Origin of the sequence: Proteus sp. G2673, from assembly GCF_009915125.1 — a bacterium.
Classification (GTDB): domain Bacteria; phylum Pseudomonadota; class Gammaproteobacteria; order Enterobacterales; family Enterobacteriaceae; genus Proteus; species Proteus penneri.
Genome location: NZ_JAABLT010000012.1, coordinates 1 through 22,381 on the forward strand (window position 1 = coordinate 1; position 22,381 = coordinate 22,381).

Genomic DNA, 22,381 nt, shown 5'->3' on the forward strand with positions numbered 1-22,381 from the left:
CTTCTAAGCCGTAGGTCACAGGTTCGAATCCTGTAGGGCGTACCATTTCAAATCAATAGCTTATAAGATTTTAAAAAGAAACCCGCAAGAGATGCGGGTCAAGTAACGGGTCAAGTTAGCATTACAGTTTTTCACTTCTAACCCACTCTTCATAGACATGTTCTGGCCAGCCTAAAAACGTACCACCTTTTGTTCTTTCTGGTTTGGGGAACTCATTTCGTTTTGCATACATTCTCCAAATTGTAGGTTTGCTTTTTCCTGTTAACCGGATCATTTCTTTCCATTTAATGTATCGAGTTGTAGTTGTCATTTTTTGCCTCCTTGCAAATAATTTTGTAAGCTCGCAATACGTGATTCGGTTTGCCATAAATAGTGGTGACTCGAAAAAAGAACCCGATAGTGTTCTCGTGAACGGGGGTAAAAAGTAATACCCGATTAATTAACCGATTTAGTTTTCTTCGTTCAGTGATAAAGGAAAAAATAACTACCTTTGCCATGCTTCCCGTTCCACTGGAGATATATTCAATTTTCATTTTCACCTCAAGCTCTGCATGGCATAACAACGAATTGCGGATTGCCGTATTTTTCGTTTATCACGTCACTAAATTTTAATAGGCAAGGCTTGGTCATTCCTGATGGATGAAATGAGACAGGATGACATCCGCGACTAGTACTAAACATCTTTTCAGGATAAGTAAGGTAAATAGCCTGCATATGAGGTAAACAAAGTTCATATTCTGTCGGGATGACGAGATCTAAATTAGGGAAGCGCGCACCTTTATGTGAAACAAGTGCAGAGAACCCCACGCGATGACCGTTTTTGTCGCGATGAATAGCAAAAGGTTCTTCAGTAAATTTAATTTCTGTTGTGTTTGCTTTTGCAGGAATAGAGCCTCTGAACTCAAGTATTGCATCACGGCGTGTCTTAATGCCATGTTCCATACGCACAGCGACATGTCCATTAGTTGCTTCAAGATATTTATTACTAATATGAACACCTTGCAGATAGTAACGAGGATCTTGTTTAGCCACGCAAACCAAAGCAGCACGAAGTAAATGCGTTTGAATAATCATTATTTATCCTCCCAGCCAATTGCCTGAAATAGTCCCATTTTCGGGTGATACCAACGAGTACCGCGTTTTTCTGCTTCGCCCATCATGTGTTTCATTGCTACCATGAAGTCAGCCTCATGAATGATAGCCATAGGCCTAGGCATGCCTTCTGGGGTAAGAACGGTTATTTGGTCTTTTCGGACACTGTATTGCTTGGCAAGCGTCTTGCATTTATCAATCGTCATGCCCGATTTAGTTTTCGCTAATGAGTAACCAATCCAACCTACAGGGATCGTTCCTTGTTTTATTTGTTCGACAGTCTCATGCATCTGTTCAACTTTCTCATCAATACGATTTATTTGACGTTGTTGCTGGGCATTATGGCTGGCGATTCTGGCAATCATTTCTAATTCGCTAATAGCGGTTTGCGGTGGGCGAAAGTAGCTATTAACCAGTTCGCGCTGTACTTGCCATGCAATATCATCATTGAATGGTTTGGTTAACATGAGATAGCCAGACTCAAACAGTACGATGCCGCTAGGAGCAAATTTAGAAAATATCCCTTCAGGTAGGTCTGTACGTATTACGTCCGAACCTACTTCATTGAAATCGACACCTTCAATAAAGTGGTCACGATTGCGATTAAAAGCAGCGCGAGCCGTACCGTCTGGTCGACCATGTACAAGGTCAATCATTGAGAAAGTAACAATGCGCTGACCTTTATATTCAGCAACAGGCATTTGGGTGTTGTTAATAGTGATTAAGTTATTCATATATTTTCCCTAGTGAACTGAGTTATTTGATAAAGGTGTATTTAAAAATTGAAAGCCTTTAATAAACACGTCATCTATGAAGTCAAATAGCCATGTAATACCGGTTTCAGTTTCTCTAGTTTCGTTATTTGTATAAAAACGCCATACGGCAATATATTTTTCCTCTGGATTTTCCTCTAATAAAGGTCGCTCAATTTGATGAATTAGTAAGGTTTCAATCACTTCAATATCCATGTAGGCTCCAAAGTTTTTATAAAAAAACTGATAATTCCCGTGGGGATCAAGGCCAAATCGATCCTTGCTGTAAATAAGGTACTTTGTGGCTTGAATATAACGCTGGCGCTTAACCGCGCATTCAGCGAACTCCATTAGTTCCTGATGTGTTAGTGCTTCATAATTCATACGAGATTCATCAAGCATCCAAGTCGGACAATCTGGTACTTTTTCTTTTAGAATTTCTATTAGTTGAGTTACCGCCATATTTTCATGTTTCATAAATAACTTTCCGTCACTTTAATTTTGGCTTTATCTAAGCAACGCTTAGATGATTGATTACTTATTTTTTGTTGATAACTCATTGCACCCTTGGCTGGTGGATCTGCGATAATAAAAGCTTGGTTATATTGCTCTAGTGCGCGTCTATAAAATCCTTTCCCCTCTAATTGCTTACCTTTTTTCATGAATTCAGAATACGTCATGATATTTATATTCCTCTCCATTTAAGTAAGGAGGTAAATACTCAACAATATAATCAATCATGAATTTACCCATATCAGAAATCGAGCCATTTAAGTTATATAACCATTCATAAGTATTGTAGATATCTTTATCACTCCACTTACAACGTTGACGGCAATCTTTTTCTTCATAGACATCACGGAAGAAATTATTTAAATTTTCAAAGCTAATTTCTGTAATAACAGTTTTATTATTTAACTTTGATTTAAACTCAGCTTTCTTTCCATTTTGTTTAATATAAATAAGCACTGAGTTGATAAAACGCTTTCTTCTTACTTCAAGTAAATTAACTTTATCCATGTTGCTTACTCCTGATTTAGAGCGCAGCAATCCCTAGCATGAACGCTATAATTAATTTTTATTTCGTAGATATTCTATTTATTGGTTAAAGCATTATTTAATTCGTAATATAATCTATCAGCTTCTTTTTCTGCCTCATCATATTTTTCTACAGCTTTAGCATATTCTTTTTGTAAGCGTTCAATATTACGCTCCTGCTTTAATCGTTCATGAAGCTCTGATAATTTAGCTTCTTTGTGTTTCATAAAGTGCTCGGTAGGTTCGCCACGCTTGAAAGCGATTGTGCCATTCTCAAGTTCACATTGTTCACCTTCGTAGTTAGTTTCAATACCTTTTTTGTGAAATTCACGCTCAGTGAGAATGTTTGCTAGCTTATTTAATGCTGAACGTTCACTTAAGTAAGCTCGATTAGCACCTGTAATAATATATACAGGGCGCATGGCAATAGTAATTTGATTATCAGTTGCTTTCTCAATAGCTTCGTGTTGTCTGCTCATTTTCTTGTTCCTTTTATTTTTCGATTTGATATTTCGTATTCAATTCCACCAAGTCTGTCATTTAATATTGATATAAATGACGATAGCTGACTTACAAATAATCCCACATCCCCAAGATGATCTTTACCATCGGGATAATTTTCATTAGCATCAGCCCAAAACATAAACTCACCGAATATATTCATTCCTGTAACAAGTGAATCGATAGCTAAATCTAAATTACCTCTTAAGTTACCCAGTTCACCTTCTGTTAATTTACTTAAATCAGGAAGAGTAACTAAGTCATCAAAATTCATTAAGCCTCCGTGAAACTTACTTTTTCATAAACAGTTTCTAAATTTAATTTGGCTGACTGGATTAAATTTGTAATTTGAATATCGTAATTTTTAATGTGACCGCTTTCTTCAGAGACTTTTAAATTAATTGCAGTTTCTAATGTATTTAAAATGCACCCGACAGCCGTTTCAATTGTATCGTTATCACTGATTTTAATTTCACCGATAGGCTTTGGTGATTTATCAGTATTAATATTCGATACACTTTCTTTAGCTCTTTCTATATTGGCTACTGCTGATTCAATCGCATTAAACATATTATCGCTAGGTGTTACGTTATCATTGATAATGAGATTTAAAATAGAAGTTGCATAAAGTAATTCATCACAAGCGGATTCTTTTAACTTAGTGTTATTCATCATTTAAAACCTCATCGATTTCATCTTCTGCTTGAGATAATAAGCTAAGTTGAATTGCTCGCTCTTCGCTATTACGAGAAAGAAACTGAGCTGAAATTAAGAATGCTTTTACTCGATGTAATGTATCTAGCATTTTCCCGCTATCTACATTAATTATTTCTTTTGCCATGATCATTATCTCTCTGTGCATTTTCTTCAATTAACCAGACTGAAATATCACCTGATAATTCGTAAGCTAGTCCAATTAAGCTTTCTATCTCAGGCTGACCCGATATGCGCTCAGCGTTGAGCTGGAATAAAAGGGCGTTTAGTTGGTCGCTTTTTTTTGCAACAGCTTCTAAATTGAGTTCGTGAGCCATAATTAAGCCTCGCAAGGAAATTGTGCAGAGAAAACTACATTACCACCAAGTAACTCTTTAGCTTGTTCAGCGCTGGTGGCCATAACTTCTTTTTTCTCTGGATGCTCAGTTTTAGTCCAGAAACGAAACAAGAACATAGGTAACATTATGGCTGTATGCATGTCAGGTTTCGGCAAATTAGGGATTGCGGTAGAATATATACTGGTCATATATGATCCTTCATTAATTCTATCAGTTATCATTTACAATTAAGTATCACCGCTAGTGATTTTGTTGTCAACACCGCGGGTGATTAATTGTCATTACCGCAAGTTATTTTATTGAATTTAAAAGGAATTTATTTTCAAATAAATCTCAGATTGGAATGAAGATCACTTCTTTGGAGGGGAGAGGACACAAAAAAGCCCTCGCGGAGAGGGCTGGGGTTATTTAAAACTATTTCGATTAAGTAAAATATAAGCTCCAGCGCTATCCACAAAGAAAAAATAGATAGATAAAAAGAATAGGATTACTTGAATCACGCCAAGATACAAGTTAGGAGAAAAAGTAACAGAGGCATAAACAAGTAAGGAAATTGTAATTAAAAATATCCTTCTAGCAAGATAGAAGGCATACCTTCTCCCGTCAGTTTTTGAGCCTAGAAGGGTTACGACTCTAGACACTTTGTATGCACATTGTCCAAATATCACCGATGACATAATCGACCAGTCGGATGTTAGTAATAGAGAAGATACAATCGCCTCAATTGAAATTGAGTTTTTTACAGCTGTAATGATCACTAGTGCAATAACAGGAATAATTAAGAAGACAGCTTCTCCATAGATGTCGGCCATCATCGATTTTTTTTCTTCATTCTCGTTTTTGGAAGAGATCATCTTGTGTGCCTGTATTTCTTTCGATATTAATAACCTCTATTATTTTAGCATTTTTGTACTTACTTTTCGCTTTTTTCTTTCCTTTTATCGGCATAATCTCATCATATTCGATAATCGCTTCCATCAAATCATTTGGGCCAATAGGAGAAATAAGCCCTGATTGATAACTGTCTAGCCAGTCATTATTTGCAACTTTTGCTGCAAATACATTTTCAGTTACTAGTTCTTCTAGTCGCCATATGTTATCCCCTTTGTTGGCTAATACATTTACGTGAAATTTAGATGCCCTTTTGTGGTGTTTTATTGCATGGGAAAGAATATCTTCAACATTTCCATTAAAAGTAAATTTATTATTTAATTCTTTGAAACCGCTAAAGTCAGTGTCACCCATGGCTCCCATTCCGATGAGAGCTGATTCATTTTCGTGAAGGCGAGAGCTTAAAACTGAATAATCAGATAAGGTCTTACCCAGCATCTCTAAATCTATACATGGTTCTACTCTTATATTTTCATTTGAATTATTAATAATTGTTTCAGAAATAACATTAGAATAGGACTCGAGATCATCTCTCGTTGAAACTTCAGACTTTATAAGCATGTTATCTGCTAAGGATGTAGCTGATTTTAATATAAGGATTTCCCACTTATCCTTTATGCACTTAATCCATGCTATAGCCGACCCATTTTGTAGCCCAACCAACTCAAAAACAGCATCATCTTTTTCGTTAATTGATGATAATGATATCAATCCAATTCTTTTATAAAACTTAACGTAACCAGTTAAAATATTGAGAATATCTTCAGGGTCTTTTCTATCTTTGTTGTAATTGAATTTTATAGCTATAGCATTATTCATCGCCATCTCATGTTTAATTTGATGATTAATTATTAAAATCGCGTCAGCCAAATTTCAGTTTTACTGTTGCTCTGTCAACCACACCCTAAAACGTGTCGTCACCCAAAGAAGCAGCCTTGTACATCATCTTCGACGAGCTTAATAGCGTCAGAGAAACTACCTAACATTTTTTCATCGCAGTTGTGCCAGTTACTATTTTTATCCATCCAAAGCAGAGACCATGAATTCGAATATTTATTATGTGTGATTTTTGCTATAGGTTCTTCTACTCTGCCATCACTCCATATTAGTTGCCTAATTTCAAAGATAATTACTGAGTCGTCCTCGATACGATACTGTAAATCTAATTCATCCCTTAGGTGCTCTGCTGGGCGGCGTTTTTCCATGAAAAATTCCATACACCGTCTAATATTTGCTATCTCAATATTGTTAAACGCCATATTTCCTCCTAAAACGTGTCGTCAGGCCATTGTGACTTGATTACCTTACCTATGATTGTGCAGTTCCCGTTAATAGGGATCAGGTCAAAACGAGGGTTTAATGGCTCTAGGTACTCAACTCCACCATCTCTAATCAGTCGTTTGAATGTGAACTCATCATTTAGTAAACGAGCAACGCAGAAGTCACCGAACTCTACTTCTTCCTCAGGATCAACCAAGATAAGCATTCCTTCTGGAAAACTTGGCTTACCTCCCGGTGGTGCGGTCATTGATTGACCTTCAACCTCTAGCCAGAAAGAACGTTCGCTGGCTTTCTTGGCTGTTGGTATCCACGACACTGCGTCTTGTTTTGTGTATGAATTAAATTCTGTCGAGAAGGCACCAGCCTGAACTTTTGTGAACAATGGGTATTGATGAAAACTTTGAGAGCTTTGTGTTGTGTGAGATAAAACAGGTTGGTAAACCTCCCTAATTTCTTTTGCAAGAAATGGGCTTATTTCTTCTACCGAAACGTCAAGTATTTTTGCAAGTTTTGCAACATGCTCATGATTAATAGCATTAACGCCATTCAATATTTGCGCAACAGCGCTTTGCCCCATCCCCAACATTTCCCCAAGAACTTCTTGTGATAATCCCAAGTTTTTTTTCTTAGATTCAAATATGGATTTGAGGCGAATTGCGTCTGCTTTTTGTTCATCAGTCAAAGGTTTCTTTTTCATAAATTAATAATATCACCTCCGGAGATAAAAACAATCACCTCCGGTGTTGATTTAATTATCATTAGCGGTAATAATAAATTCAGGAGGAGCATTTATGGAAAAAATACCATTATCGGTTTTGGTTTCAAAGTTGGGGCAAAAAAAAGTAGCTGACTTATTTGGTATTCAGCAAAGTGCAATAAATAAAGCATTAAAAAACAAAAGAAATATTTTTGTTATTCATGTTGATGGAGAAGTGGTGGGAGCCGAGGAAATTAAAGTTTTTCCTAATAAACCAGAAAGGGAAACTCATGCACCAAATCAATATGCCGATGCCTGATCACTACTTTCCTGATGATGCTAAGTGGATTCAGGAACAACTTACGAAGTTAAGCCCAAGCGTGAGGCAGAAGGCATTAGTTAAATATTCAGAAGTATACCAAACGGAATGGGAACGAGAACAAGTTCCCTACCGTAAAGACAACAAAGCTCGTCATGAAGCTAACGTCAGATTAAGAGAGTTCATAAAGCGTTATCAGAGGGCAATGCAAGGGTACACAGCAAAGCCGTTATCGATTTAGCAGTAATTAAATTTAGGAGGTATTGGAAGTTAAGACGTTTAGCCGTCTAGATTGTTTTCTGGGGAAGAGGGGAAAACTTTCTAGGGGGGAAAGGGGGGTGATCTTTGAAAGGGGTGTTAGGGAAGGCACAGCCAAGGGAGTGAGTAGATCTTAAATATAGATCTCTATAGGAGTTAAAAAGCAATAGCCGTTTAGACGTCCAAAGAAATAAAAATAAATCCCTTCCTTTGGCAGCGCTAATTATCAAATGAGGAAACCGATGTTAACAATCACACCAAATTTTGCACAGGAACGCGGATTGACGATGTTACGTCAGGCATGGAAGCAAAATAGAACATTCATGATTTATAGCCCAACAGGAAGCGGAAAAACGGCATTAGCTGCGTTTATTACTGATGGACATGTTCAGCGTGGAATGAGAGTGATGTTTCTTGTTCCTTACACAATTTTGATTGATCAAACAGCCAGTCGTTTTATTGAGTATGGCTTACCAGCCGAAGAAATTAGCTATGTATGGCGTAATCATCCTAATTACGATCCGACCCGTTTTATTCAGATAGCGTCAGCAGATACTATTATTCGTAGAGATTTTCCAGACAACATTGATTTACTCATAATCGATGAAGCGCATTTGCGTCGTAAGAAAATATTAGAAGTGATCAGTGAAAGTGAATTCAAGGTAATTGGTTTGTCCGGTACGCCTTTTGCGCCATTCCTTGGTCATTACTACGAAACACTAATCAAGCCCACCACCATGAAAGAGTTAATCAAGCGTGGTGATTTAAGCTCATACGAGTTCTATGCACCAACTAAACCAGACTTATCAAAAGTAAAATCGTCCAGCAACGCAGAGTTCGGCAGTGATTACAAAGAAGCTGAAATTGCTGAAATTATGAGTGGTGCTGATTTGGTGGGGGATATTGTTGATAACTGGTTGGTGAATGGTCGAAACCTACCTACGATTTGCTTTTGCGTCACAGTCAGTCATGCCAATTTTGTCACCGTCGAATTTAATCGTGCAGGTGTGAATGCTGAGGTGATCACTGCAGATACGCCACATGATGAGCGTCAGATCATTATTCATCGGTTTGAGCAAGGCGCGACCAAGGTGCTTGTGAGCGTGGGAACATTGATTGCCGGCTTTGATAGTGATGTCCGTTGCATTATTTACGCCCGTCCAACTAAATCAGAGATTCGTTGGTGTCAGGCTATTGGAAGGGGATTACGTACCGCACCAGGAAAAGAGACTTGCCTTATTTTCGATCACTCTGGTTCTGTTCACCGCTTAGGTTATCCCGATGACATTGAATATAACGAACTGCTCACCAAAAATGACGGTATGAGTGAATCTTCATCTAGCCGAGAGCAAGAAAAACGAGAGAAGAAACCGAAAGAATGTTCTTCTTGCCACTACATGAAGCCTGCAGGTGTTTATGTTTGCCCTAAATGTGGGTTTAAACCTTTAGTGGGTGAAGATATCGATGTTGATACTAGCCGAAACATCAAAAAACTGAATAAAAAAGAGCGCACTTACACCCGAGAAGATAAGCAAAGCTGGTGGTCTCAATTGAAATACTACCAGAACCAACGAGCGACACAGGGTAAACCGATAAGTGATGGTTGGGTTGCTAATACCTTTAAAGATAAATTTGGGGTATGGCCACGAGGCTTTCATAACACACCACAAGAAATCACTCCCGAAGTGAGTAACTTTATTAAGTACAAACAAATTGCCTTTGCTAAATCTCGCAAGAAGGCACAAGCCAATATTCAAAATTTACGTACTCAAATTAGCCACCAGCCACAACAAGGAGGTTTACTGTGAATACGATTGATGCCGTAAAAGGGCAATGGGCAAAAATATTTGCACATTATGGGTTACCTCCTATAACGGGGCGTAAGCACTTTAAAGGGAAATGCCCTATTTGCGGGCAAAAAGGAAAATTTCGTATTGATGATAAAGACGGGCGAGGAACTTACATCTGCACGTGCGGTTCGGGAAATGGCTTTCAATTACTGGAAAGAACACAAGGCAAAGACTTCAAAACATTAGCAGATGAAATTGATGTCTTGATTGGTAATCACCGAGAAAAAGAAGCTATTTTACCAAGTAAAACAAATAAGAATAATTTATTCCAACGCATTACAGGCTGTTATTCTAAATTATCAATACTGAAAAATACACCCGCCATGCAGTATTTACATAATCGAGGTGTTTTTGAGTTACCACTTGATAACGTTCGTTATTGTGATCATCAACCTGTTCGTAATAGTTCTGACAAATTTCAAGCTATTTGGTCATTAGCCACTGATGCTAAAGGACAACTTTGTTACTTGCATAGAACGTATTTACAAGGGGATAAAAAAGCCTCTCTTGATATTGTGAAGAAAATGACAGCTGTGCAGGAAGATAATTATTTAGAGTATGCAGAATCTGTCGCGATAAGAATGTTTCCTGTTGATAACACACTTGGCATTGCTGAAGGTATCGAAACGGCACTTTCTTGTAAGCAACTCTATGGTGTCAATACTTGGTCGGTTATCAATACCAACTTCATGAAAAAATTCAAAGCACCGAAAGGTGTGACTCACCTTGTTATCTTTACAGATATGGATTGGAGTGCTGCTGGGCATGCAGCCGCTATGGAATGTGCACATAAAAACCTACTTTCTAATAATGATGTAGAAACGGTCAGTGTGAGATGGCCTGATAATGGCGATTTTAATGACATGTTAATAGAGGCCTGTGAAGTAAGAGAGTTAGTGTTTTCAAGACAACATAAGGAAATGGCGTAATGCGTGATATTCAACAGGTATTAGAACGATGGGGGGCTTGGGCGGCTGATAATACTGAGTCGGTTCAATGGTATTCGATTGCTGCGGGATTTAGTGGATTAATACCAAGCAAGGTTAAAGCTCGTCCTCAATGCTGTGAAGACGATGCAATAATTATTTCTAGTTGCATGGCTCAATTAAATAAAAAGAATAGTGGGATGCATGACCTATTACTCGATTACTATTTATTCGGAATGACATTTATGCAACTGGCTAACAAGCACAATTGTTCTGATACTCACATAGGAAAAAAACTGCAAAAAGCAGAAGGGATAATAGAGGGTATGTTAATGATGTTAGATGTCTCCTTAGAAATGGATCGATACATAGAAAAAGTCACATAAAGCGCTTTACGATCGTAAAAATGATGATATTGTGATAAGAGTGACATCAAGGTCAACTAACTTATAAACCCGCTTTTGCGGGGTTTTTATATATAAAATAAAGTTTGCTATCTGAGTTCATCTATGGCTTAATGACATCACTGGTTTGGAAGTACAGGCCTATTTATGTTAGTCAGTTTAAAGTTGTTCACCGTTTAGCGTTATCCTCGATACCACTTCATTGCGAATTCCTTCTAATTAATTCCCATAAGTAAAAATAAAAAACAAACCCTCATATGCCTTATGGCAAATTAAATAAATTAAAGGAAATTCTATGTCTAATACAATGACTGGTTCAGTAAAATGGTTTAACGATGATAAAGGTTTTGGTTTCATCACCCCTAAAGATGGAAGTAAAGATGTATTTGTACATTACTCTGCAATCCAAAGTGATGACTTCAAATCTCTGATGGAAGGCCAAGAAGTTTCATTTACCATTGAAAATGGTATGAAAGGTCCAGCAGCAGGCAACGTGGTGGCTCTCTAAAGGCGCTATTACTATTCGCCTCTATTTTAAATGCCCTTGTTGTAGCGGTTCACAATATAGAACATCACAATTTGATGTCACAGTGAACAATCCACATGGCGCAAAATGTATCTTTTGCAAAAGTGTGATGACAGCTCAAATGAGTTAAGCATTAAATAGTTGAATATATAAAACCTCGCTTCGGCGGGGTTTTTTTATATAAAAAAAAGCCGACACGCTAGGAGTTATGTCGGCATAAACTCTCGGGAATAGTGTTAATAACGAGATAAATTATCAATAAAACAATGTATCAATATCAGGGAAAACCAGATATGTGCTGTAATGATAATTATTATCATTAAAATATCAATTATATGAATCCACAACAGTGGTTTTTTTCTTGTCTAAATATGACATATATCAATAAAAGGTGCGCATCATGCCAAAAGAGATAAACGAATTACAGTTTAGTCTTCACTATGCTTCAGAAACAGACAGTGAAAAGAACACCTCTATCATTTTAACGGCGAATATCCATACGGCTGATGGTGAAACTCAACAACTGACACAATTAATTTGCACAACGTCTCCCGCAGGTAAAAAGCAATATCGAATCGGCTTGCAAAAAATTGGTAATGCTGGTGCTCCATTGCTGGTGGCGATTGAATCCTATTGGCGTAAAAACACACAAGAGAGTTGTGTTTATTTGTTAGAGAAAGCGAAGCAATTTATTCAGGGACACTTACAACAAACGAATACATGGATATCTATGTATGGTCTTGTGATTGTTTCTAATGCGTCACTGGAAGAACAGTTGCCTGAAGGTTTATTAAAGGCACTTAAAGTATCAATGCCCGCCTAATTTTTATCGTTTCACTTTTAACTTTCTCACACTCATCATCAACGGACACTCCTTTGGGGGTGACTATGCGTATGGAAAAATTAACCAATGTAACCTATGGAACAGCAGGCCTAACGGCCTTTTTTGCCAGCCTCTCATTATATGAATGGGGATTTGTTATTGGGATGGCGTTTAGCATGGTTCTGGGTTTAGCTACTTATTTTATGACTCGTCGAGAACAGCGAAAACGCACTCAATTATTTGAAGAGCTTGTTCAACATATTGACCCACAAAACCCAACTGAAACCCTAAAAAGGCTTGCTGAATTAATGGTGAAAGCGCCAAAGGATATTTAATGTCTCTCAAACAGAAAATAGCTGCGCTAACAACAGCGGGAGCCACAGCAATCGCGTTAGTAGTAATAGCCCATTTTGAAGGTGTGCGTTATGAACCTTATCGTGATGTGGCGGGTGTTCTAACAGTTTGTTATGGGCATACAGGCAAAGACATTATTCAAGGTAAGAGATACACACAACAAGAATGTGATGCGTTATTACAAAACGATTTTATTAAGACACAACAGCAAGTCGATGCATTAATCAAAGTACCACTCGATGACTACACCAAAGCCGCTTTATATTCCTTTGCTTTTAATGTGGGTGCTACCGCATTTTCTCGCTCAACATTACTCAAGAAGCTAAACGCCGGTGATAGAGCGGGTGCCTGTGAAGAAATAAAACGTTGGGTATATGCAGGTGGAAAGGTTTGGCGAGGGCTTGTCAGTCGACGAGAAGCGGAGTCAGCACTATGTCATGGAAAACTTTAATCGTCATTATCAGCTTTATCCTTGCATTACTCATTACAGTCGCTGGTGGTATTTATCTCTTGATTGATAACTCATGTACTAAAGACCCAGTGAGTTTAGAAAAACGCTGTCAGATTGCACTCTCACATCATCGGTATTAATCATGAAATATGGGAAACTCTATGCTGTCATTGTGATGGTAGGCATCATTGTGGGGGGCTATTGGGTGATTAATTGGCAAGCTAATAGGATTAATTCACTGACAGATACCAACAAAAAACTGACAGTAGCTCTCGAAGAGCAGAAGTCTATTAATACTGATTATCAAGCACGCATAATGCGGTTAAACCAACTGGATATTCAATATACGCAGGAGTTAGCGAATGCCAAGAATGAAATTAGTCGCTTGCGTGATATTAGCGAGCGTCATCCTGAGCGGGTGTACATCAAAGCCGAGTGTCCCAAAGTCAAAACCACTCCCTCCACCAGCTTGGCTTATGCAACCACCGCCCGACCTACTGACACCGCTCTCCGAAATTATTGGTTACTCAGAGAACGAATTGCAGAGTCAGAGCAAATGATTAAAGGGTTGCAGAATTACATTAGAGTGGAGTGTGTGAACTAAAAAAAAGCCCTACGTAGAGTACGAGGGCAAAACTGAAATTTGTCGAAAAAATATCAATCCTAATAAAGATAGCACTTATAAGTGAATATACCTATAGTGCGGCAAAAATATTATTTTAATAAGTGGTTACAATATACTTAACATTAATTTGCTAAATAGTTTTAATAAGTCAGATGGAATGATTCTTATTTGTGTTTTTGTTTTCTTTTAAAAAAGATATTTTTTGTGATAAAAATAAGAATAATAATATTAAATGGTAACTATAAGGTTATTTAATTATAAGAGTATTTATGTTCAATCATGGCATGAAAAAATTTTTCTTTAGAATTTGATGCCATTAAACCTTGGTAAATACTGAATGGTACTTCCTTATATCGATATTGTTCTCCATGTTTACAGTCGATTTCTAGCATTTTAGTTTGATAATCGTAAGCAACAGAAATAATTTTAGATGATGCAATGTAAATTTTGTCCATTAGACTAATCACTATTAATAAAAATAAAATGGGATAAAATAAAAGAGTAAATAAATTTTTACTTTAGTAACTTTTAATATTAGTAAAAATATTCAACTTATTTTTATATAAAGAAGAAATATGAGTTAAATTTATTATTTGTGTGAGGCTTCTCACATTAGAGATGAAAAATAAGTTCCAGCATCACGCATGGACAAAATTAAATAAAGAACTTCTCAAGAGGAATATAGTGATATTAATTCAGTATCGCTTTGTTAAGCAAATAAGCGAATTGAATACTTTCAATTGTTTTTTTAATTAACTATTGAATACAAATAAAATAACCCTGCGAGTTTGAGTTTACCGTGGGGCTAAATTTAAGCGAAAAATAAATACCTATAAATCATACCGCTACTCTTATTTCAATGCCAATAGAAATAGAAAGCGTCGCGTTGTCGCCGTCTCCTATGTTAGCCATGACCTATTTTATTTCTCGATAGAGAGCGCATAGTGAGAGTCAAAAACAACGAATACCACCGTTTTGTTATTTTTCGGTCATTATCAGCAACGTCAGCTGTAGGTAGAAGAAGGGGCGTGACGATGGAGAGACATCAATATATTTAATTCTACAAACGTCATTTATTTAGTGACGTATATGGATAGCCATCAGTTAACCGCTGGTGGCTTTTTTTATACGCATTTCATCGCTCATTCACAGAGCAATTCAAAAACGTCGAATCCAATCACTTTGATATGAGCCTTCGAGAAAGTCAGTTATAGCTGGCGAGCTTCGACGGGCTGATTTTCTATGTGAACGAGGGTTCATTTCAAATGAAGGTAATACGTTATGCAATATCCAAGAGTAAGTATTAATGGTGTGTCTGTCCGTGTTGATAGTGAAGGTAGATATAATTTAAATGATCTTCATGCGGCCGCTGTTGCGGATGGTAAAGCAACGGAATCACAAAGGCCTGGTGCATTTTTGAAAAGTCGTCAAGTAAGGCGATTTGTTCACGCTTTAAGCGATGCAACAAAAAGTGCATCGGTTAAAGTGATTAAAGGTGGACTCAACCAGGGAACTTGGGCTTTAGAGTTAGTCGTTATTAGATATGCAGCTTGGTTAAAGCCAGAATTTGAAATCCTTGTCTACAACACGTTTAAAGAGGCTACGAGGAAGGGATTAGATGTCATGTCTAAGTTGAACAAGCTAGATCATGTCATTAATACCGAAACTAAAAATATAAGTAACTGTGCAAGAACGATGGCTAACTGGGGAGTTGGTGGTAGAAAGCAGTTACTACTAACAGCGAGGGAACGAATTCTTAAAGAAGCTCAAATCTATATTCCTGGTATTGAATAGCGTTCCTTAAAATTGAGGATATTGATTTAATTAATATCTAACGATGAATAGGCCCTAATGGCTTTTTTATTGGAGTTTATTATGTCAAACAAACAGATTAATTATGAGGCAATAGGTCATTGTGTTTACTTGCAAAAAGAAATATCGCAGCTAATTGAAGAGAGAAGCAACCTATATAAAGAATTCATAGCGATTTGTCATTCAGGGCAATTTCCTTATACAGATCCAAGAAACACAAAAATCATCGATTTAAATAGTATTGATAAGCCAGCTAAATTGCTAAAAAAAATACATAAAATAAATCAAACTATCATCACACTAGCAACCACTCATAATCAATGGGCGGATAAGGCTGATTATGAACATTATGTTATTAGTAGCGATAATTCTTTAGGTTTTAGTACGTCTAGTGACGTTATATTCAAAGGAATTATTACCTGCAATAAGCAATCATCAATAGAAGCTGATGTTGTCAGAAACAAAACATGAAAAAACGCAATGTCTATGGTGGTCGCTGGGCAAAGGTACGATTAGCATTTCTTAATGAATATCCACTTTGCGTCATGTGCCAAGAGCAAGGACGCATTACTGTTGCCACAGTAGTTGACCACATTATTCCGCATCGTCTTAAAGAAGCGCTTGAATCAGGTGATAAAGAACGTATCGCAAAAGCTCAGGCCTTATTCTGGGACACAAAGAACTTTCAAAGCTTATGCGAACTGCATCATAACTCAACCAAACAACGTATCGAAAAGAGTGGCAAAGTCATTGGCTGTAATGCGGATGGCATTCCACTCGATCCGAACTCTCATTGGAATAAATAACGATGTGTAATCAAAAACAAGTGAAGTTATCCAAGCTATTTCGTGGCGGTCGCTTCGTTGGTCATGCATTAAGTGTTGATGGTGAGTTGTTAAGTAATCAAAAGTTAGTTGTTCTTCCACCCGCTGATGGATTATGTAAACAAGTTGATATCTCAGTCACACTGACATGCACTAATGACATGATCATGAATGCACCCGATATCCATTTGAAATAATTCTAAATTGAAATAACAACGGGTGGGGGCGGGGTAAAAGTTCAAACACTTTCGCCCTGATTACCTAGCGCCCTCATTTGTGTGCACAACCGCGAAATGAAAAGTTTTTTTCTGGGAGGTTCCGATGGCAGGAAGACGCCCGAAACCGACCCACTTGAAGGTGGTCACCGGTAATCCGGGAAAACGAAAACTCAACGATAAAGAACCCCAACCCAAACGTGAAATTCCAAGCCCACCCGAACATTTAACGGATTGGGGGAAAATGGCGTGGGCAAAATTAACCTTAATACTCGATGGGATGGGCGTTTTAACCGTGGCTGACACGCTGGCATTAGAACGGCTGTGTGATATCTACGCCGATATTCTTCAATTGCGAGACACCATTGCCATTGAAGGTAAGACATACACCACAAAAACGCAATTAGGGGATTTTTTAATTAAAGCGAATCCAGCGGTTGCCATGTTGGACAAAAAAGACGGTCTTTTTAAAAGTTATTTAGTCGAGTTTGGTTTAACCCCCGCCGCTCGTTCGAAGGTGAAGATGGATGGTGGAGAAGAAGAGGAAGATCCGCTCAACCAATATTTCGGTTGATCCCGCAACGCAATACGCGCAAGACGTGCATCAAGGCAAAATTTTAGCGGGACCTGATATTCGTCATGCTTGTGCGCGTCATCTCAAAGATTTAAACGAAGCCGAGCAACGGGGATTAGTCTGGGATGTCGAAGCCGTCAAAAGAGTGATCGATTTTTTTGCGAAAGTCTTAAAGCTCAATGGCGGGGAGCATGAAGGCAAACCGTTTATTTTATTGCCTTGGCAATGCTTTGTGATTGGCTCCATTTTTGGCTGGAAAATGACAGACGGCACACGCCGATTTCGCATGGTGTACGTTGAATCAGGCAAAGGTTCAGGAAAATCCCCGATGGCAGGTGGCGTTGGGTTGTATTGTTTAGTCGCCGACAGTGAACCGCGTGCCGAAGTGTATGCGGCGGCCACGAAAAAAGACCAAGCTATGATTTTGTTTCGTGATGCGGTGGCGATGGTTGATCAATCTCCCGCATTAAGTCAGCGGATCACCAAATCAGGCGGAACAGGCAAAGAGTGGAACTTGGCTTATTTGAAAACGAGTTCATTCTTTCGCCCAATTAGCTCAGATGATGGGCAATCAGGGCCTCGTCCCCATTGTGCGTTGATTGATGAAATTCATGAGCACAAAAATAATACTGCCGTTGAGATGATGCGAGCGGGCACAAAAGGTCGGCGACAAGCCTTGATATTTATGATCACCAACAGTGGCCATGATAAAACCAGTGTGTGTTATGACTACCATGAATACGGTCGAAAAGTCGCCGAAGGCACTATCGAAGACGACAGCTTTTTTTCCTATATTTGCTCACTGGATGAAGGTGATGATCCCTTTAAGGATGAGTCTTGCTGGGGGAAAGCCAATCCGTCACTGGGCTACACCTTTTCTGATCGCTATTTACGCGAGCAAGTGACACAAGCTCGAGGTATGCCCGCGAAAGAAAGCATTGTGCGTCGGCTCAATTTTTGTCAGTGGGTGGATGCCGATAATCCGTGGATTAACAGTGAAACATGGATGCAGTGTGAAAATACGTTCACCTTCGATGATCTTCAAGGTGAAGAGTGTTATGGCGGACTGGACTTATCGGGAACCAAAGATTTAACCGCATTAGCCTTGTATTTTCCTCGCCTTAAACGTCTTTATGTCGAATTTTGGACACCCAAAGACACCTTATTGGATAGAGCGAAAACCGACCGAGTGCCTTACGACTTATGGGTAAGGCAAGGTTTTATGCATACCACGCCAGGGAATGCGGTGAGATATGAATTTGTGGCAGAACGCATTGCGGAGATGGTGATGCACGTCAACATGAGAGCCATTGCCTTTGACCCTTATCGCATTAAATACCTTGTACCCAAACTGGATGAGGTGGGGGTGACGGTTCCCTTAATCCAACATGGACAAGGATTTTACAAAGCCAAAGATTCAGGGCTATGGATGCCACACTCTATCGAACTGTTTGAACAGCTCATTGATGACAAGAAGATTGAGATCCACGCCAATCCTTGTTTGAGATGGAATGCTGCATCCGCTGTGCTTGAGGCTGACCAAAAAGATAACCGCGTCTTTGCTAAGAAAAAAAGCACCGGTCGAATTGATGGTGTGGTGGCATCAGCAATGGCGATTGGGGCTTCTGAAGGGGAATTCGAGGATGAAGGGGATATTGATGGTTTCTTTGATAACCCAATTATTGTGGGGATCTAAATGCGTAACGTGAAAAAAAAGAGCCGAATAAAATCGGCGATCCTCAATTGGATGGGGATACCCATTAGTTTAACTGATGGCGCCTTTTGGGAAGAATGGATTGGAAAGAGTAGCAGTGGCAAGGTGGTCACCGCAGATAATGCATTACAGCTGTCTGCGGTATGGTCTTGCGTTCGGTTACTCAGTGAATCTATTTCGACATTGCCATTGAAAATCTATCAAACGAAGGCGGATGGCTCGCGCGAACTGGCGAAACATCATCCCGCTTACACCGTATTATGCCGAAAACCCAATGCAGAAATGACGCCTTCTCGCTTTATGTTGATGGTTGTTGCCAGCTTATGTTTAAGAGGAAATGCGTTTATTGAAAAATGTTATATCGGGAAAAAGTTGGTTTCTCTTCAACCGTTATTACCTCAAAACATGACGGTGAAACGATTGGAAAATGGGCAATTGGAATATACCTATACCATGCCTAAATCGAATAAACGGGTTATTCCCGTTAAAAATATGATGCATATTCGAGGGTTTGGTATGGATGGTGTGTGCGGAATGATACCGATCCAGATTGGGCGTGATGTGATTGGTACCGCGTTATCGACGGATGAAGCGGCCGGAAAAGTGTTTGAAAATGGGTTACAAACCAGTGGATTATTAACGTCAAAGAATGCCTTGAAAGCCGATCAACGAGAACGCCTAAGAAAGCATTTAATGACGTTTACCGGCTCAAAAAATGCCGGAAAGGTGATGATCCTTGAAGCGGATTTGTCTTATCAAAATGTCACCATGAACCCTGAAACGGCGCAATTATTACAAAGTCGCGGATTTAGCATTGAGGAAATTTGCCGTTGGTTTCGCGTTCCACCTTTTATGGTGGGGCATGCCGATAAGCAAAGTAGTTGGGCATCCAGTGTGGAAGGGATGAATATGCAGTTTTTGACCAATACACTACGTCCCTTATTGGTCAATATTGAGCAAGAAATTAATCGTTGTTTACTCGACAGTGATGATGATTATTATGCGGAATTTTCTGTTGAGGGCTTATTACGTGCAGACAGTGCAGGACGTTCAGCTTATTACACAACAGCGTTACAAAATGGCTGGATGAGCCGAAATGATGTTCGACGGTTAGAGAATTTACCGCCTATTGAAGGGGGCGATATTTATACGGTTCAGCTTAATTTAACGCCACTGGATCAGCTCGGAAAAGACATCACGAACAATGAAGCTGAAAAGCTCAAAGCGCAGATCACTAACTGGTTATTTCCTGAAGGTGAACCTGTAACCCCATCTCAATCCAATCCACCTCGTCCCGAGGAGTAATCGTTATGAAAAAAAATCAGTTGCCAGTCGCGCTGGAGGATCGCCCCTGCGCATTGATTCGCTATGAGCTGAAACCCAAAGCACTGGATAAATGGAATAGCCGTATTCGGGCATCCAGTGCGGATAACTCGATTTCGATATTGGACGTCGTTGGAGAAGATTATTGGGGTGAAGGTGTCACCGCTAAACGGATTTCCGCCGCGCTTCGTGCCATTGGTGAGCAAGATATTGTCGTTAACCTCAATAGTCCAGGGGGCGATATGTTTGAAGGGTTGGCCATTTATAACTTGCTTCGTGCTCACAGTGGCAAGGTAACGGTCAATATTTTGGGCATTGCCGCTTCCGCTGCGTCCATTATTGCGATGGCAGGGGATGAAATAAAAATGGGGCGCGGTGCCTTTTTAATGATCCATAACTGTTGGGCAATGGGGGTAGGAAATCGTCACGACTTTGCAAAACTTGCTCATGATCTCGCCCCTTTTGATGCCTCGATGACCGATATCTATGTTGCACGCAGTGGGCAATCGAGTGACGTGGTGAGTCAGATGATGGACAACGAAACATATATCAGTGCGAGTGAAGCGATAGAAAAGGGATTTGCGGACAGCCTACTTTCTGCCGATGTGATTGACGAAGGTGATGAAAGTCCCCAAGCCGCGATCCGAAAACTGGATGCGCTACTTGCCAAAACCAACACACCTCGTGCTGAACGACGAAAACTAATTAGTGCATTAACCCGAAGTATGCCGAGCGCTACTTCCCAATCTAATGGTATGCCAAGCGCTACCTGCGATATTAATCCTGAAATCCTGTCAAAATTGGAGGAGGCGGTGACCGCCTTTGCCTGCGTTAAGTAATTGGAGTGACTATGTCAGAGACAAATGAATTATTAAAAAACCTATCGGCAAAAATTGAAGAAGCCAATCAACATTTTAATGCCAAAGCTGAAGAAGCGTTAAAAGAAGCGCAGAAAGTGGGTGGATTAAATGAAGAAACGAAACATGCCGTAGACAAAATGGCAACTGAGCTAAATGCGCTACGCGAATCTGAAAAAACACTGAAAGCCGCATTAGGGGATTTAGAACAACATGTTGCGCAAATGCCACTCAATAATGCGGTGCAGGTTGTAAAAAGTGTTGGTCAACAAGTGATTTCGGCTGAAGTATTAAAAGAGATCAATTCCAGCATTCAAGGGGGCAAACGTGTTTCAATTCCTGTTCAAGCAGCATTAACATCTACGGGCGTTGCCGAAGGCGTGGTTGAACCACAACGATTGTCGGGTATCGATGTTGCACCGAAACAACGACTTTTTATTCGTGACTTAATTGCGTCAGGTAAAACGCAATCTCCCGCCATTTTCTGGGTTCAGCAAACGGGGTTTACCAACAAGGCGGCGGTTGCGCCTGAAAATACCACTAAGCCGTATAGCGACATTGCCTTTGCGACCAAAATCACGCCAGTGACGACGATTGCTCATATGTTTAAAGCGTCTAAACAAATCTTAGATGATTTTTCTCAGTTGCAGTCGTTGATTGATGCAGAAATGCGTTATGGATTGAAGTTTGTTGAAGAGCAAGAAATTTTATTTGGTGATGGATCTGGGGCTCATTTGCACGGCATTATCCCACAAGCCACTCAATATAAAGCCTCCTTTACGGTTGAAAAACAAAATGGTATCGATGATTTACGGCTTGCCATGCTTCAAGCTCAATTGGCGCGTTTCCCTGCTTCTGGTCACGTTTTACACTTTATTGACTGGGCGAAAATTGAACTAACCAAAGACGCTTTGGGGCGCTATATTTTGGCTAATCCTTCCGCATTAACAGGGCCGACTTTATGGGGATTACCGGTTGTGGCAACAGAAACTCCCGCGTTTAAAGGGAAATTCTTAACAGGGGCATTTAATGCGGGTGCACAGCTCTTTGATCGCGAAGAAACGAATGTGGTGATTTCAACGGAAAACGCCGATGATTTTGAGAAAAACATGATCTCTATTCGTTGTGAAGAGCGTCTTGCTTTGGCGATCAAACGTCCAGAAGCCTTTGTTTACGGTGATTTTACGGTAGCAACGTCAAGTGATTAATGTAACTAAGGCGG

Annotated in this window: 38 protein-coding genes; 21 read left to right on the forward strand and 17 right to left on the reverse strand. The window is 39.3% G+C overall.

The window, feature by feature from the left end; genetic code table 11:
* Positions 1 to 121: 121 nt before the first annotated feature.
* The 16 genes from GWI59_RS06610 to GWI59_RS06680 all read right to left on the reverse strand — a co-directional run bounded on the left by GWI59_RS06610 (position 122) and on the right by GWI59_RS06680 (position 7,304).
* Positions 122 to 310, reverse strand: a complete 189-nt coding sequence (locus GWI59_RS06610; protein WP_115286949.1) for a helix-turn-helix transcriptional regulator — start codon at positions 308 to 310, stop codon at positions 122 to 124.
* A 230-nt stretch (positions 311 to 540) separates the two neighbouring features.
* The gene (locus GWI59_RS06615) at positions 541 to 1,074 is read right to left on the reverse strand and encodes a hypothetical protein (protein WP_161724284.1); all 534 of its coding nucleotides are present in this window, start codon (positions 1,072 to 1,074) and stop codon (positions 541 to 543) included.
* Positions 1,074 to 1,826 carry an ORF6N domain-containing protein gene (locus tag GWI59_RS06620; RefSeq protein WP_161724286.1) on the reverse strand — a complete coding sequence of 251 codons (753 nt, stop codon included), beginning with the start codon at positions 1,824 to 1,826 and terminating at the stop codon, positions 1,074 to 1,076. Before GWI59_RS06620 ends, GWI59_RS06615 begins: the two co-directional genes overlap by 1 nt.
* Positions 1,827 to 1,835: 9 nt before the next feature.
* Positions 1,836 to 2,321: a hypothetical protein gene (locus tag GWI59_RS06625; RefSeq protein ID WP_161724288.1), complete on the reverse strand. Its 486-nt coding sequence runs from the start codon at positions 2,319 to 2,321 to the stop codon at positions 1,836 to 1,838.
* Positions 2,318 to 2,524, reverse strand: a complete 207-nt coding sequence (locus GWI59_RS06630) for a hypothetical protein (protein ID WP_109402538.1) — start codon at positions 2,522 to 2,524, stop codon at positions 2,318 to 2,320. The genes GWI59_RS06625 and GWI59_RS06630 overlap by 4 nt, the downstream gene beginning before the upstream one ends.
* On the reverse strand, positions 2,511 to 2,864 hold the full coding sequence (locus GWI59_RS06635) for a hypothetical protein (RefSeq protein WP_072070107.1): 354 nt from the start codon (positions 2,862 to 2,864) through the stop codon (positions 2,511 to 2,513). The genes GWI59_RS06630 and GWI59_RS06635 overlap by 14 nt, the downstream gene beginning before the upstream one ends.
* A gap of 74 nt (positions 2,865 to 2,938) precedes the next feature.
* Positions 2,939 to 3,361: a hypothetical protein gene (locus GWI59_RS06640; protein WP_161724290.1), complete on the reverse strand. Its 423-nt coding sequence runs from the start codon at positions 3,359 to 3,361 to the stop codon at positions 2,939 to 2,941.
* A complete protein-coding gene (locus tag GWI59_RS06645) occupies positions 3,358 to 3,657 on the reverse strand; it encodes a hypothetical protein (protein WP_161724292.1) in 300 nt (99 codons plus the stop codon). The genes GWI59_RS06640 and GWI59_RS06645 overlap by 4 nt, the downstream gene beginning before the upstream one ends.
* Positions 3,657 to 4,058, reverse strand: a complete 402-nt coding sequence (locus GWI59_RS06650) for a hypothetical protein (RefSeq protein WP_072070105.1) — start codon at positions 4,056 to 4,058, stop codon at positions 3,657 to 3,659. Before GWI59_RS06650 ends, GWI59_RS06645 begins: the two co-directional genes overlap by 1 nt.
* Complete coding sequence (locus tag GWI59_RS17395; protein ID WP_164526622.1) at positions 4,048 to 4,224, reverse strand: hypothetical protein; 177 nt, start codon at positions 4,222 to 4,224, stop codon at positions 4,048 to 4,050. Before GWI59_RS17395 ends, GWI59_RS06650 begins: the two co-directional genes overlap by 11 nt.
* Positions 4,205 to 4,414 (reverse strand): hypothetical protein, encoded by a 210-nt coding sequence (locus GWI59_RS06655; RefSeq protein WP_036934661.1) that lies wholly within the window; start codon positions 4,412 to 4,414, stop codon positions 4,205 to 4,207. Before GWI59_RS06655 ends, GWI59_RS17395 begins: the two co-directional genes overlap by 20 nt.
* Positions 4,415 to 4,416: 2 nt before the next feature.
* Positions 4,417 to 4,623 carry a hypothetical protein gene (locus tag GWI59_RS06660; protein WP_072070104.1) on the reverse strand — a complete coding sequence of 69 codons (207 nt, stop codon included), beginning with the start codon at positions 4,621 to 4,623 and terminating at the stop codon, positions 4,417 to 4,419.
* 216 nt (positions 4,624 to 4,839) lie between these two features.
* On the reverse strand, positions 4,840 to 5,289 hold the full coding sequence (locus GWI59_RS06665; protein ID WP_161724294.1) for a hypothetical protein: 450 nt from the start codon (positions 5,287 to 5,289) through the stop codon (positions 4,840 to 4,842).
* A complete protein-coding gene (locus GWI59_RS06670) occupies positions 5,264 to 6,145 on the reverse strand; it encodes a hypothetical protein (RefSeq protein WP_161724296.1) in 882 nt (293 codons plus the stop codon). The genes GWI59_RS06665 and GWI59_RS06670 overlap by 26 nt, the downstream gene beginning before the upstream one ends.
* Positions 6,146 to 6,243: 98 nt before the next feature.
* Entirely contained in the window at positions 6,244 to 6,585 is a 342-nt protein-coding gene (locus tag GWI59_RS06675; protein ID WP_036934654.1) for a DUF3024 domain-containing protein, read from the reverse strand.
* A gap of 8 nt (positions 6,586 to 6,593) precedes the next feature.
* Complete coding sequence (locus tag GWI59_RS06680) at positions 6,594 to 7,304, reverse strand: LexA family protein (RefSeq protein ID WP_036934653.1); 711 nt, start codon at positions 7,302 to 7,304, stop codon at positions 6,594 to 6,596.
* Between the two features lie 94 nt (positions 7,305 to 7,398).
* Here GWI59_RS06680 and GWI59_RS06685 point away from each other — a divergent pair, with 94 nt between their 5' ends.
* From GWI59_RS06685 to GWI59_RS06730, 12 genes are all read left to right on the forward strand, one after another.
* Positions 7,399 to 7,623 carry a Cro/CI family transcriptional regulator gene (locus GWI59_RS06685; RefSeq protein ID WP_036934651.1) on the forward strand — a complete coding sequence of 75 codons (225 nt, stop codon included), beginning with the start codon at positions 7,399 to 7,401 and terminating at the stop codon, positions 7,621 to 7,623.
* Between the two features lie 61 nt (positions 7,624 to 7,684).
* The gene (locus tag GWI59_RS06690) at positions 7,685 to 7,864 is read left to right on the forward strand and encodes a hypothetical protein (protein WP_239994717.1); all 180 of its coding nucleotides are present in this window, start codon (positions 7,685 to 7,687) and stop codon (positions 7,862 to 7,864) included.
* A gap of 259 nt (positions 7,865 to 8,123) precedes the next feature.
* Complete coding sequence (locus GWI59_RS06695) at positions 8,124 to 9,689, forward strand: DEAD/DEAH box helicase family protein (RefSeq protein ID WP_161724298.1); 1,566 nt, start codon at positions 8,124 to 8,126, stop codon at positions 9,687 to 9,689.
* Positions 9,686 to 10,660 (forward strand): DUF7146 domain-containing protein, encoded by a 975-nt coding sequence (locus GWI59_RS06700; protein ID WP_115286942.1) that lies wholly within the window; start codon positions 9,686 to 9,688, stop codon positions 10,658 to 10,660. The genes GWI59_RS06695 and GWI59_RS06700 overlap by 4 nt, the downstream gene beginning before the upstream one ends.
* The gene (locus GWI59_RS06705) at positions 10,660 to 11,043 is read left to right on the forward strand and encodes an antiterminator Q family protein (RefSeq protein ID WP_161724300.1); all 384 of its coding nucleotides are present in this window, start codon (positions 10,660 to 10,662) and stop codon (positions 11,041 to 11,043) included. Before GWI59_RS06700 ends, GWI59_RS06705 begins: the two co-directional genes overlap by 1 nt.
* 313 nt (positions 11,044 to 11,356) lie before the next feature.
* On the forward strand, positions 11,357 to 11,569 hold the full coding sequence (gene cspE, locus GWI59_RS06710) for a transcription antiterminator/RNA stability regulator CspE (protein WP_041701226.1): 213 nt from the start codon (positions 11,357 to 11,359) through the stop codon (positions 11,567 to 11,569).
* A gap of 7 nt (positions 11,570 to 11,576) precedes the next feature.
* A complete protein-coding gene (gene ymcF / locus GWI59_RS17525) occupies positions 11,577 to 11,717 on the forward strand; it encodes a cold shock small protein YmcF (protein WP_418312483.1) in 141 nt (46 codons plus the stop codon).
* A 270-nt stretch (positions 11,718 to 11,987) separates the two neighbouring features.
* Positions 11,988 to 12,410, forward strand: coding sequence for a hypothetical protein (locus GWI59_RS06715; protein WP_160230481.1), 423 nt, complete (start codon positions 11,988 to 11,990; stop codon positions 12,408 to 12,410).
* 65 nt (positions 12,411 to 12,475) lie between these two features.
* Positions 12,476 to 12,745: a hypothetical protein gene (locus GWI59_RS06720; RefSeq protein WP_160230480.1), complete on the forward strand. Its 270-nt coding sequence runs from the start codon at positions 12,476 to 12,478 to the stop codon at positions 12,743 to 12,745.
* Positions 12,745 to 13,215, forward strand: a complete 471-nt coding sequence (locus GWI59_RS06725; protein WP_161724302.1) for a lysozyme — start codon at positions 12,745 to 12,747, stop codon at positions 13,213 to 13,215. Before GWI59_RS06720 ends, GWI59_RS06725 begins: the two co-directional genes overlap by 1 nt.
* Entirely contained in the window at positions 13,197 to 13,355 is a 159-nt protein-coding gene (locus GWI59_RS17400; protein ID WP_202608827.1) for a hypothetical protein, read from the forward strand. Before GWI59_RS06725 ends, GWI59_RS17400 begins: the two co-directional genes overlap by 19 nt.
* A 2-nt stretch (positions 13,356 to 13,357) precedes the next feature.
* Entirely contained in the window at positions 13,358 to 13,819 is a 462-nt protein-coding gene (locus tag GWI59_RS06730; RefSeq protein WP_161724304.1) for a lysis protein, read from the forward strand.
* 272 nt (positions 13,820 to 14,091) lie between these two features.
* On the opposite strand, the gene GWI59_RS17680 is transcribed toward GWI59_RS06730, so the two are convergent.
* Positions 14,092 to 14,295, reverse strand: coding sequence for a KTSC domain-containing protein (locus GWI59_RS17680; protein WP_115286937.1), 204 nt, complete (start codon positions 14,293 to 14,295; stop codon positions 14,092 to 14,094).
* A gap of 826 nt (positions 14,296 to 15,121) precedes the next feature.
* Between GWI59_RS17680 and GWI59_RS06740 the strand changes: the two genes are divergently transcribed.
* The 9 genes from GWI59_RS06740 to GWI59_RS06780 all read left to right on the forward strand — a co-directional run bounded on the left by GWI59_RS06740 (position 15,122) and on the right by GWI59_RS06780 (position 22,367).
* Positions 15,122 to 15,634: a KilA-N domain-containing protein gene (locus GWI59_RS06740; RefSeq protein ID WP_036937622.1), complete on the forward strand. Its 513-nt coding sequence runs from the start codon at positions 15,122 to 15,124 to the stop codon at positions 15,632 to 15,634.
* Between the two features lie 81 nt (positions 15,635 to 15,715).
* On the forward strand, positions 15,716 to 16,123 hold the full coding sequence (locus tag GWI59_RS06745; RefSeq protein WP_036976739.1) for a hypothetical protein: 408 nt from the start codon (positions 15,716 to 15,718) through the stop codon (positions 16,121 to 16,123).
* Positions 16,120 to 16,458 (forward strand): HNH endonuclease signature motif containing protein, encoded by a 339-nt coding sequence (locus tag GWI59_RS06750; RefSeq protein ID WP_060556836.1) that lies wholly within the window; start codon positions 16,120 to 16,122, stop codon positions 16,456 to 16,458. Before GWI59_RS06745 ends, GWI59_RS06750 begins: the two co-directional genes overlap by 4 nt.
* 2 nt (positions 16,459 to 16,460) lie before the next feature.
* Positions 16,461 to 16,673: a hypothetical protein gene (locus tag GWI59_RS06755; protein ID WP_060556835.1), complete on the forward strand. Its 213-nt coding sequence runs from the start codon at positions 16,461 to 16,463 to the stop codon at positions 16,671 to 16,673.
* A gap of 124 nt (positions 16,674 to 16,797) precedes the next feature.
* Entirely contained in the window at positions 16,798 to 17,265 is a 468-nt protein-coding gene (locus tag GWI59_RS06760) for a phage terminase small subunit P27 family (RefSeq protein WP_036937618.1), read from the forward strand.
* Entirely contained in the window at positions 17,219 to 18,961 is a 1,743-nt protein-coding gene (locus GWI59_RS06765) for a terminase large subunit (RefSeq protein WP_161724306.1), read from the forward strand. The genes GWI59_RS06760 and GWI59_RS06765 overlap by 47 nt, the downstream gene beginning before the upstream one ends.
* The gene (locus GWI59_RS06770) at positions 18,962 to 20,284 is read left to right on the forward strand and encodes a phage portal protein (protein WP_161724308.1); all 1,323 of its coding nucleotides are present in this window, start codon (positions 18,962 to 18,964) and stop codon (positions 20,282 to 20,284) included.
* 5 nt (positions 20,285 to 20,289) lie between these two features.
* The gene (locus GWI59_RS06775; RefSeq protein ID WP_161724310.1) at positions 20,290 to 21,141 is read left to right on the forward strand and encodes a head maturation protease, ClpP-related; all 852 of its coding nucleotides are present in this window, start codon (positions 20,290 to 20,292) and stop codon (positions 21,139 to 21,141) included.
* 11 nt (positions 21,142 to 21,152) lie between these two features.
* The gene (locus GWI59_RS06780) at positions 21,153 to 22,367 is read left to right on the forward strand and encodes a phage major capsid protein (RefSeq protein WP_161724313.1); all 1,215 of its coding nucleotides are present in this window, start codon (positions 21,153 to 21,155) and stop codon (positions 22,365 to 22,367) included.
* The last annotated feature ends 14 nt before the right edge of the window (positions 22,368 to 22,381 follow it).

Excerpts from the sequence above, each read along its gene's own strand:
- GWI59_RS06680 (WP_036934653.1), bottom strand. The coding sequence starts at position 7,304 with ATGAAAAAGAAACCTTTGACTGATGAACAAAAAGCAGACGCAATTCGC.
- GWI59_RS06610 (WP_115286949.1), bottom strand. The coding sequence starts at position 310 with ATGACAACTACAACTCGATACATTAAATGGAAAGAAATGATCCGGTTA.
- GWI59_RS06780 (WP_161724313.1), top strand. The coding sequence starts at position 21,153 with ATGTCAGAGACAAATGAATTATTAAAAAACCTATCGGCAAAAATTGAA.
- GWI59_RS06655 (WP_036934661.1), bottom strand. The coding sequence starts at position 4,414 with ATGGCTCACGAACTCAATTTAGAAGCTGTTGCAAAAAAAAGCGACCAA.
- GWI59_RS06640 (WP_161724290.1), bottom strand. The coding sequence starts at position 3,361 with ATGAGCAGACAACACGAAGCTATTGAGAAAGCAACTGATAATCAAATT.
- GWI59_RS06635 (WP_072070107.1), bottom strand. The coding sequence starts at position 2,864 with ATGGATAAAGTTAATTTACTTGAAGTAAGAAGAAAGCGTTTTATCAAC.
- GWI59_RS06725 (WP_161724302.1), top strand. The coding sequence starts at position 12,745 with ATGTCTCTCAAACAGAAAATAGCTGCGCTAACAACAGCGGGAGCCACA.
- GWI59_RS06695 (WP_161724298.1), top strand. The coding sequence starts at position 8,124 with ATGTTAACAATCACACCAAATTTTGCACAGGAACGCGGATTGACGATG.
- GWI59_RS06730 (WP_161724304.1), top strand. The coding sequence starts at position 13,358 with ATGAAATATGGGAAACTCTATGCTGTCATTGTGATGGTAGGCATCATT.
- cspE (WP_041701226.1), top strand. The coding sequence starts at position 11,357 with ATGTCTAATACAATGACTGGTTCAGTAAAATGGTTTAACGATGATAAA.
- GWI59_RS06630 (WP_109402538.1), bottom strand. The coding sequence starts at position 2,524 with ATGACGTATTCTGAATTCATGAAAAAAGGTAAGCAATTAGAGGGGAAA.
- GWI59_RS06685 (WP_036934651.1), top strand. The coding sequence starts at position 7,399 with ATGGAAAAAATACCATTATCGGTTTTGGTTTCAAAGTTGGGGCAAAAA.
- GWI59_RS06625 (WP_161724288.1), bottom strand. The coding sequence starts at position 2,321 with ATGAAACATGAAAATATGGCGGTAACTCAACTAATAGAAATTCTAAAA.
- GWI59_RS06615 (WP_161724284.1), bottom strand. The coding sequence starts at position 1,074 with ATGATTATTCAAACGCATTTACTTCGTGCTGCTTTGGTTTGCGTGGCT.
- GWI59_RS06705 (WP_161724300.1), top strand. The coding sequence starts at position 10,660 with ATGCGTGATATTCAACAGGTATTAGAACGATGGGGGGCTTGGGCGGCT.
- GWI59_RS06740 (WP_036937622.1), top strand. The coding sequence starts at position 15,122 with ATGCAATATCCAAGAGTAAGTATTAATGGTGTGTCTGTCCGTGTTGAT.
- GWI59_RS06775 (WP_161724310.1), top strand. The coding sequence starts at position 20,290 with ATGAAAAAAAATCAGTTGCCAGTCGCGCTGGAGGATCGCCCCTGCGCA.
- GWI59_RS06760 (WP_036937618.1), top strand. The coding sequence starts at position 16,798 with ATGGCAGGAAGACGCCCGAAACCGACCCACTTGAAGGTGGTCACCGGT.
- GWI59_RS06665 (WP_161724294.1), bottom strand. The coding sequence starts at position 5,289 with ATGATCTCTTCCAAAAACGAGAATGAAGAAAAAAAATCGATGATGGCC.
- GWI59_RS06770 (WP_161724308.1), top strand. The coding sequence starts at position 18,962 with ATGCGTAACGTGAAAAAAAAGAGCCGAATAAAATCGGCGATCCTCAAT.
- GWI59_RS06745 (WP_036976739.1), top strand. The coding sequence starts at position 15,716 with ATGTCAAACAAACAGATTAATTATGAGGCAATAGGTCATTGTGTTTAC.
- GWI59_RS06765 (WP_161724306.1), top strand. The coding sequence starts at position 17,219 with ATGGTGGAGAAGAAGAGGAAGATCCGCTCAACCAATATTTCGGTTGAT.
- GWI59_RS06650 (WP_072070105.1), bottom strand. The coding sequence starts at position 4,058 with ATGATGAATAACACTAAGTTAAAAGAATCCGCTTGTGATGAATTACTT.
- GWI59_RS06675 (WP_036934654.1), bottom strand. The coding sequence starts at position 6,585 with ATGGCGTTTAACAATATTGAGATAGCAAATATTAGACGGTGTATGGAA.
- GWI59_RS06645 (WP_161724292.1), bottom strand. The coding sequence starts at position 3,657 with ATGAATTTTGATGACTTAGTTACTCTTCCTGATTTAAGTAAATTAACA.
- GWI59_RS06715 (WP_160230481.1), top strand. The coding sequence starts at position 11,988 with ATGCCAAAAGAGATAAACGAATTACAGTTTAGTCTTCACTATGCTTCA.
- GWI59_RS06755 (WP_060556835.1), top strand. The coding sequence starts at position 16,461 with ATGTGTAATCAAAAACAAGTGAAGTTATCCAAGCTATTTCGTGGCGGT.
- GWI59_RS17395 (WP_164526622.1), bottom strand. The coding sequence starts at position 4,224 with ATGGCAAAAGAAATAATTAATGTAGATAGCGGGAAAATGCTAGATACA.
- GWI59_RS17680 (WP_115286937.1), bottom strand. The coding sequence starts at position 14,295 with ATGGACAAAATTTACATTGCATCATCTAAAATTATTTCTGTTGCTTAC.
- GWI59_RS06660 (WP_072070104.1), bottom strand. The coding sequence starts at position 4,623 with ATGACCAGTATATATTCTACCGCAATCCCTAATTTGCCGAAACCTGAC.
- GWI59_RS17400 (WP_202608827.1), top strand. The coding sequence starts at position 13,197 with ATGTCATGGAAAACTTTAATCGTCATTATCAGCTTTATCCTTGCATTA.
- GWI59_RS06720 (WP_160230480.1), top strand. The coding sequence starts at position 12,476 with ATGCGTATGGAAAAATTAACCAATGTAACCTATGGAACAGCAGGCCTA.
- GWI59_RS06620 (WP_161724286.1), bottom strand. The coding sequence starts at position 1,826 with ATGAATAACTTAATCACTATTAACAACACCCAAATGCCTGTTGCTGAA.
- GWI59_RS06670 (WP_161724296.1), bottom strand. The coding sequence starts at position 6,145 with ATGAATAATGCTATAGCTATAAAATTCAATTACAACAAAGATAGAAAA.
- GWI59_RS06750 (WP_060556836.1), top strand. The coding sequence starts at position 16,120 with ATGAAAAAACGCAATGTCTATGGTGGTCGCTGGGCAAAGGTACGATTA.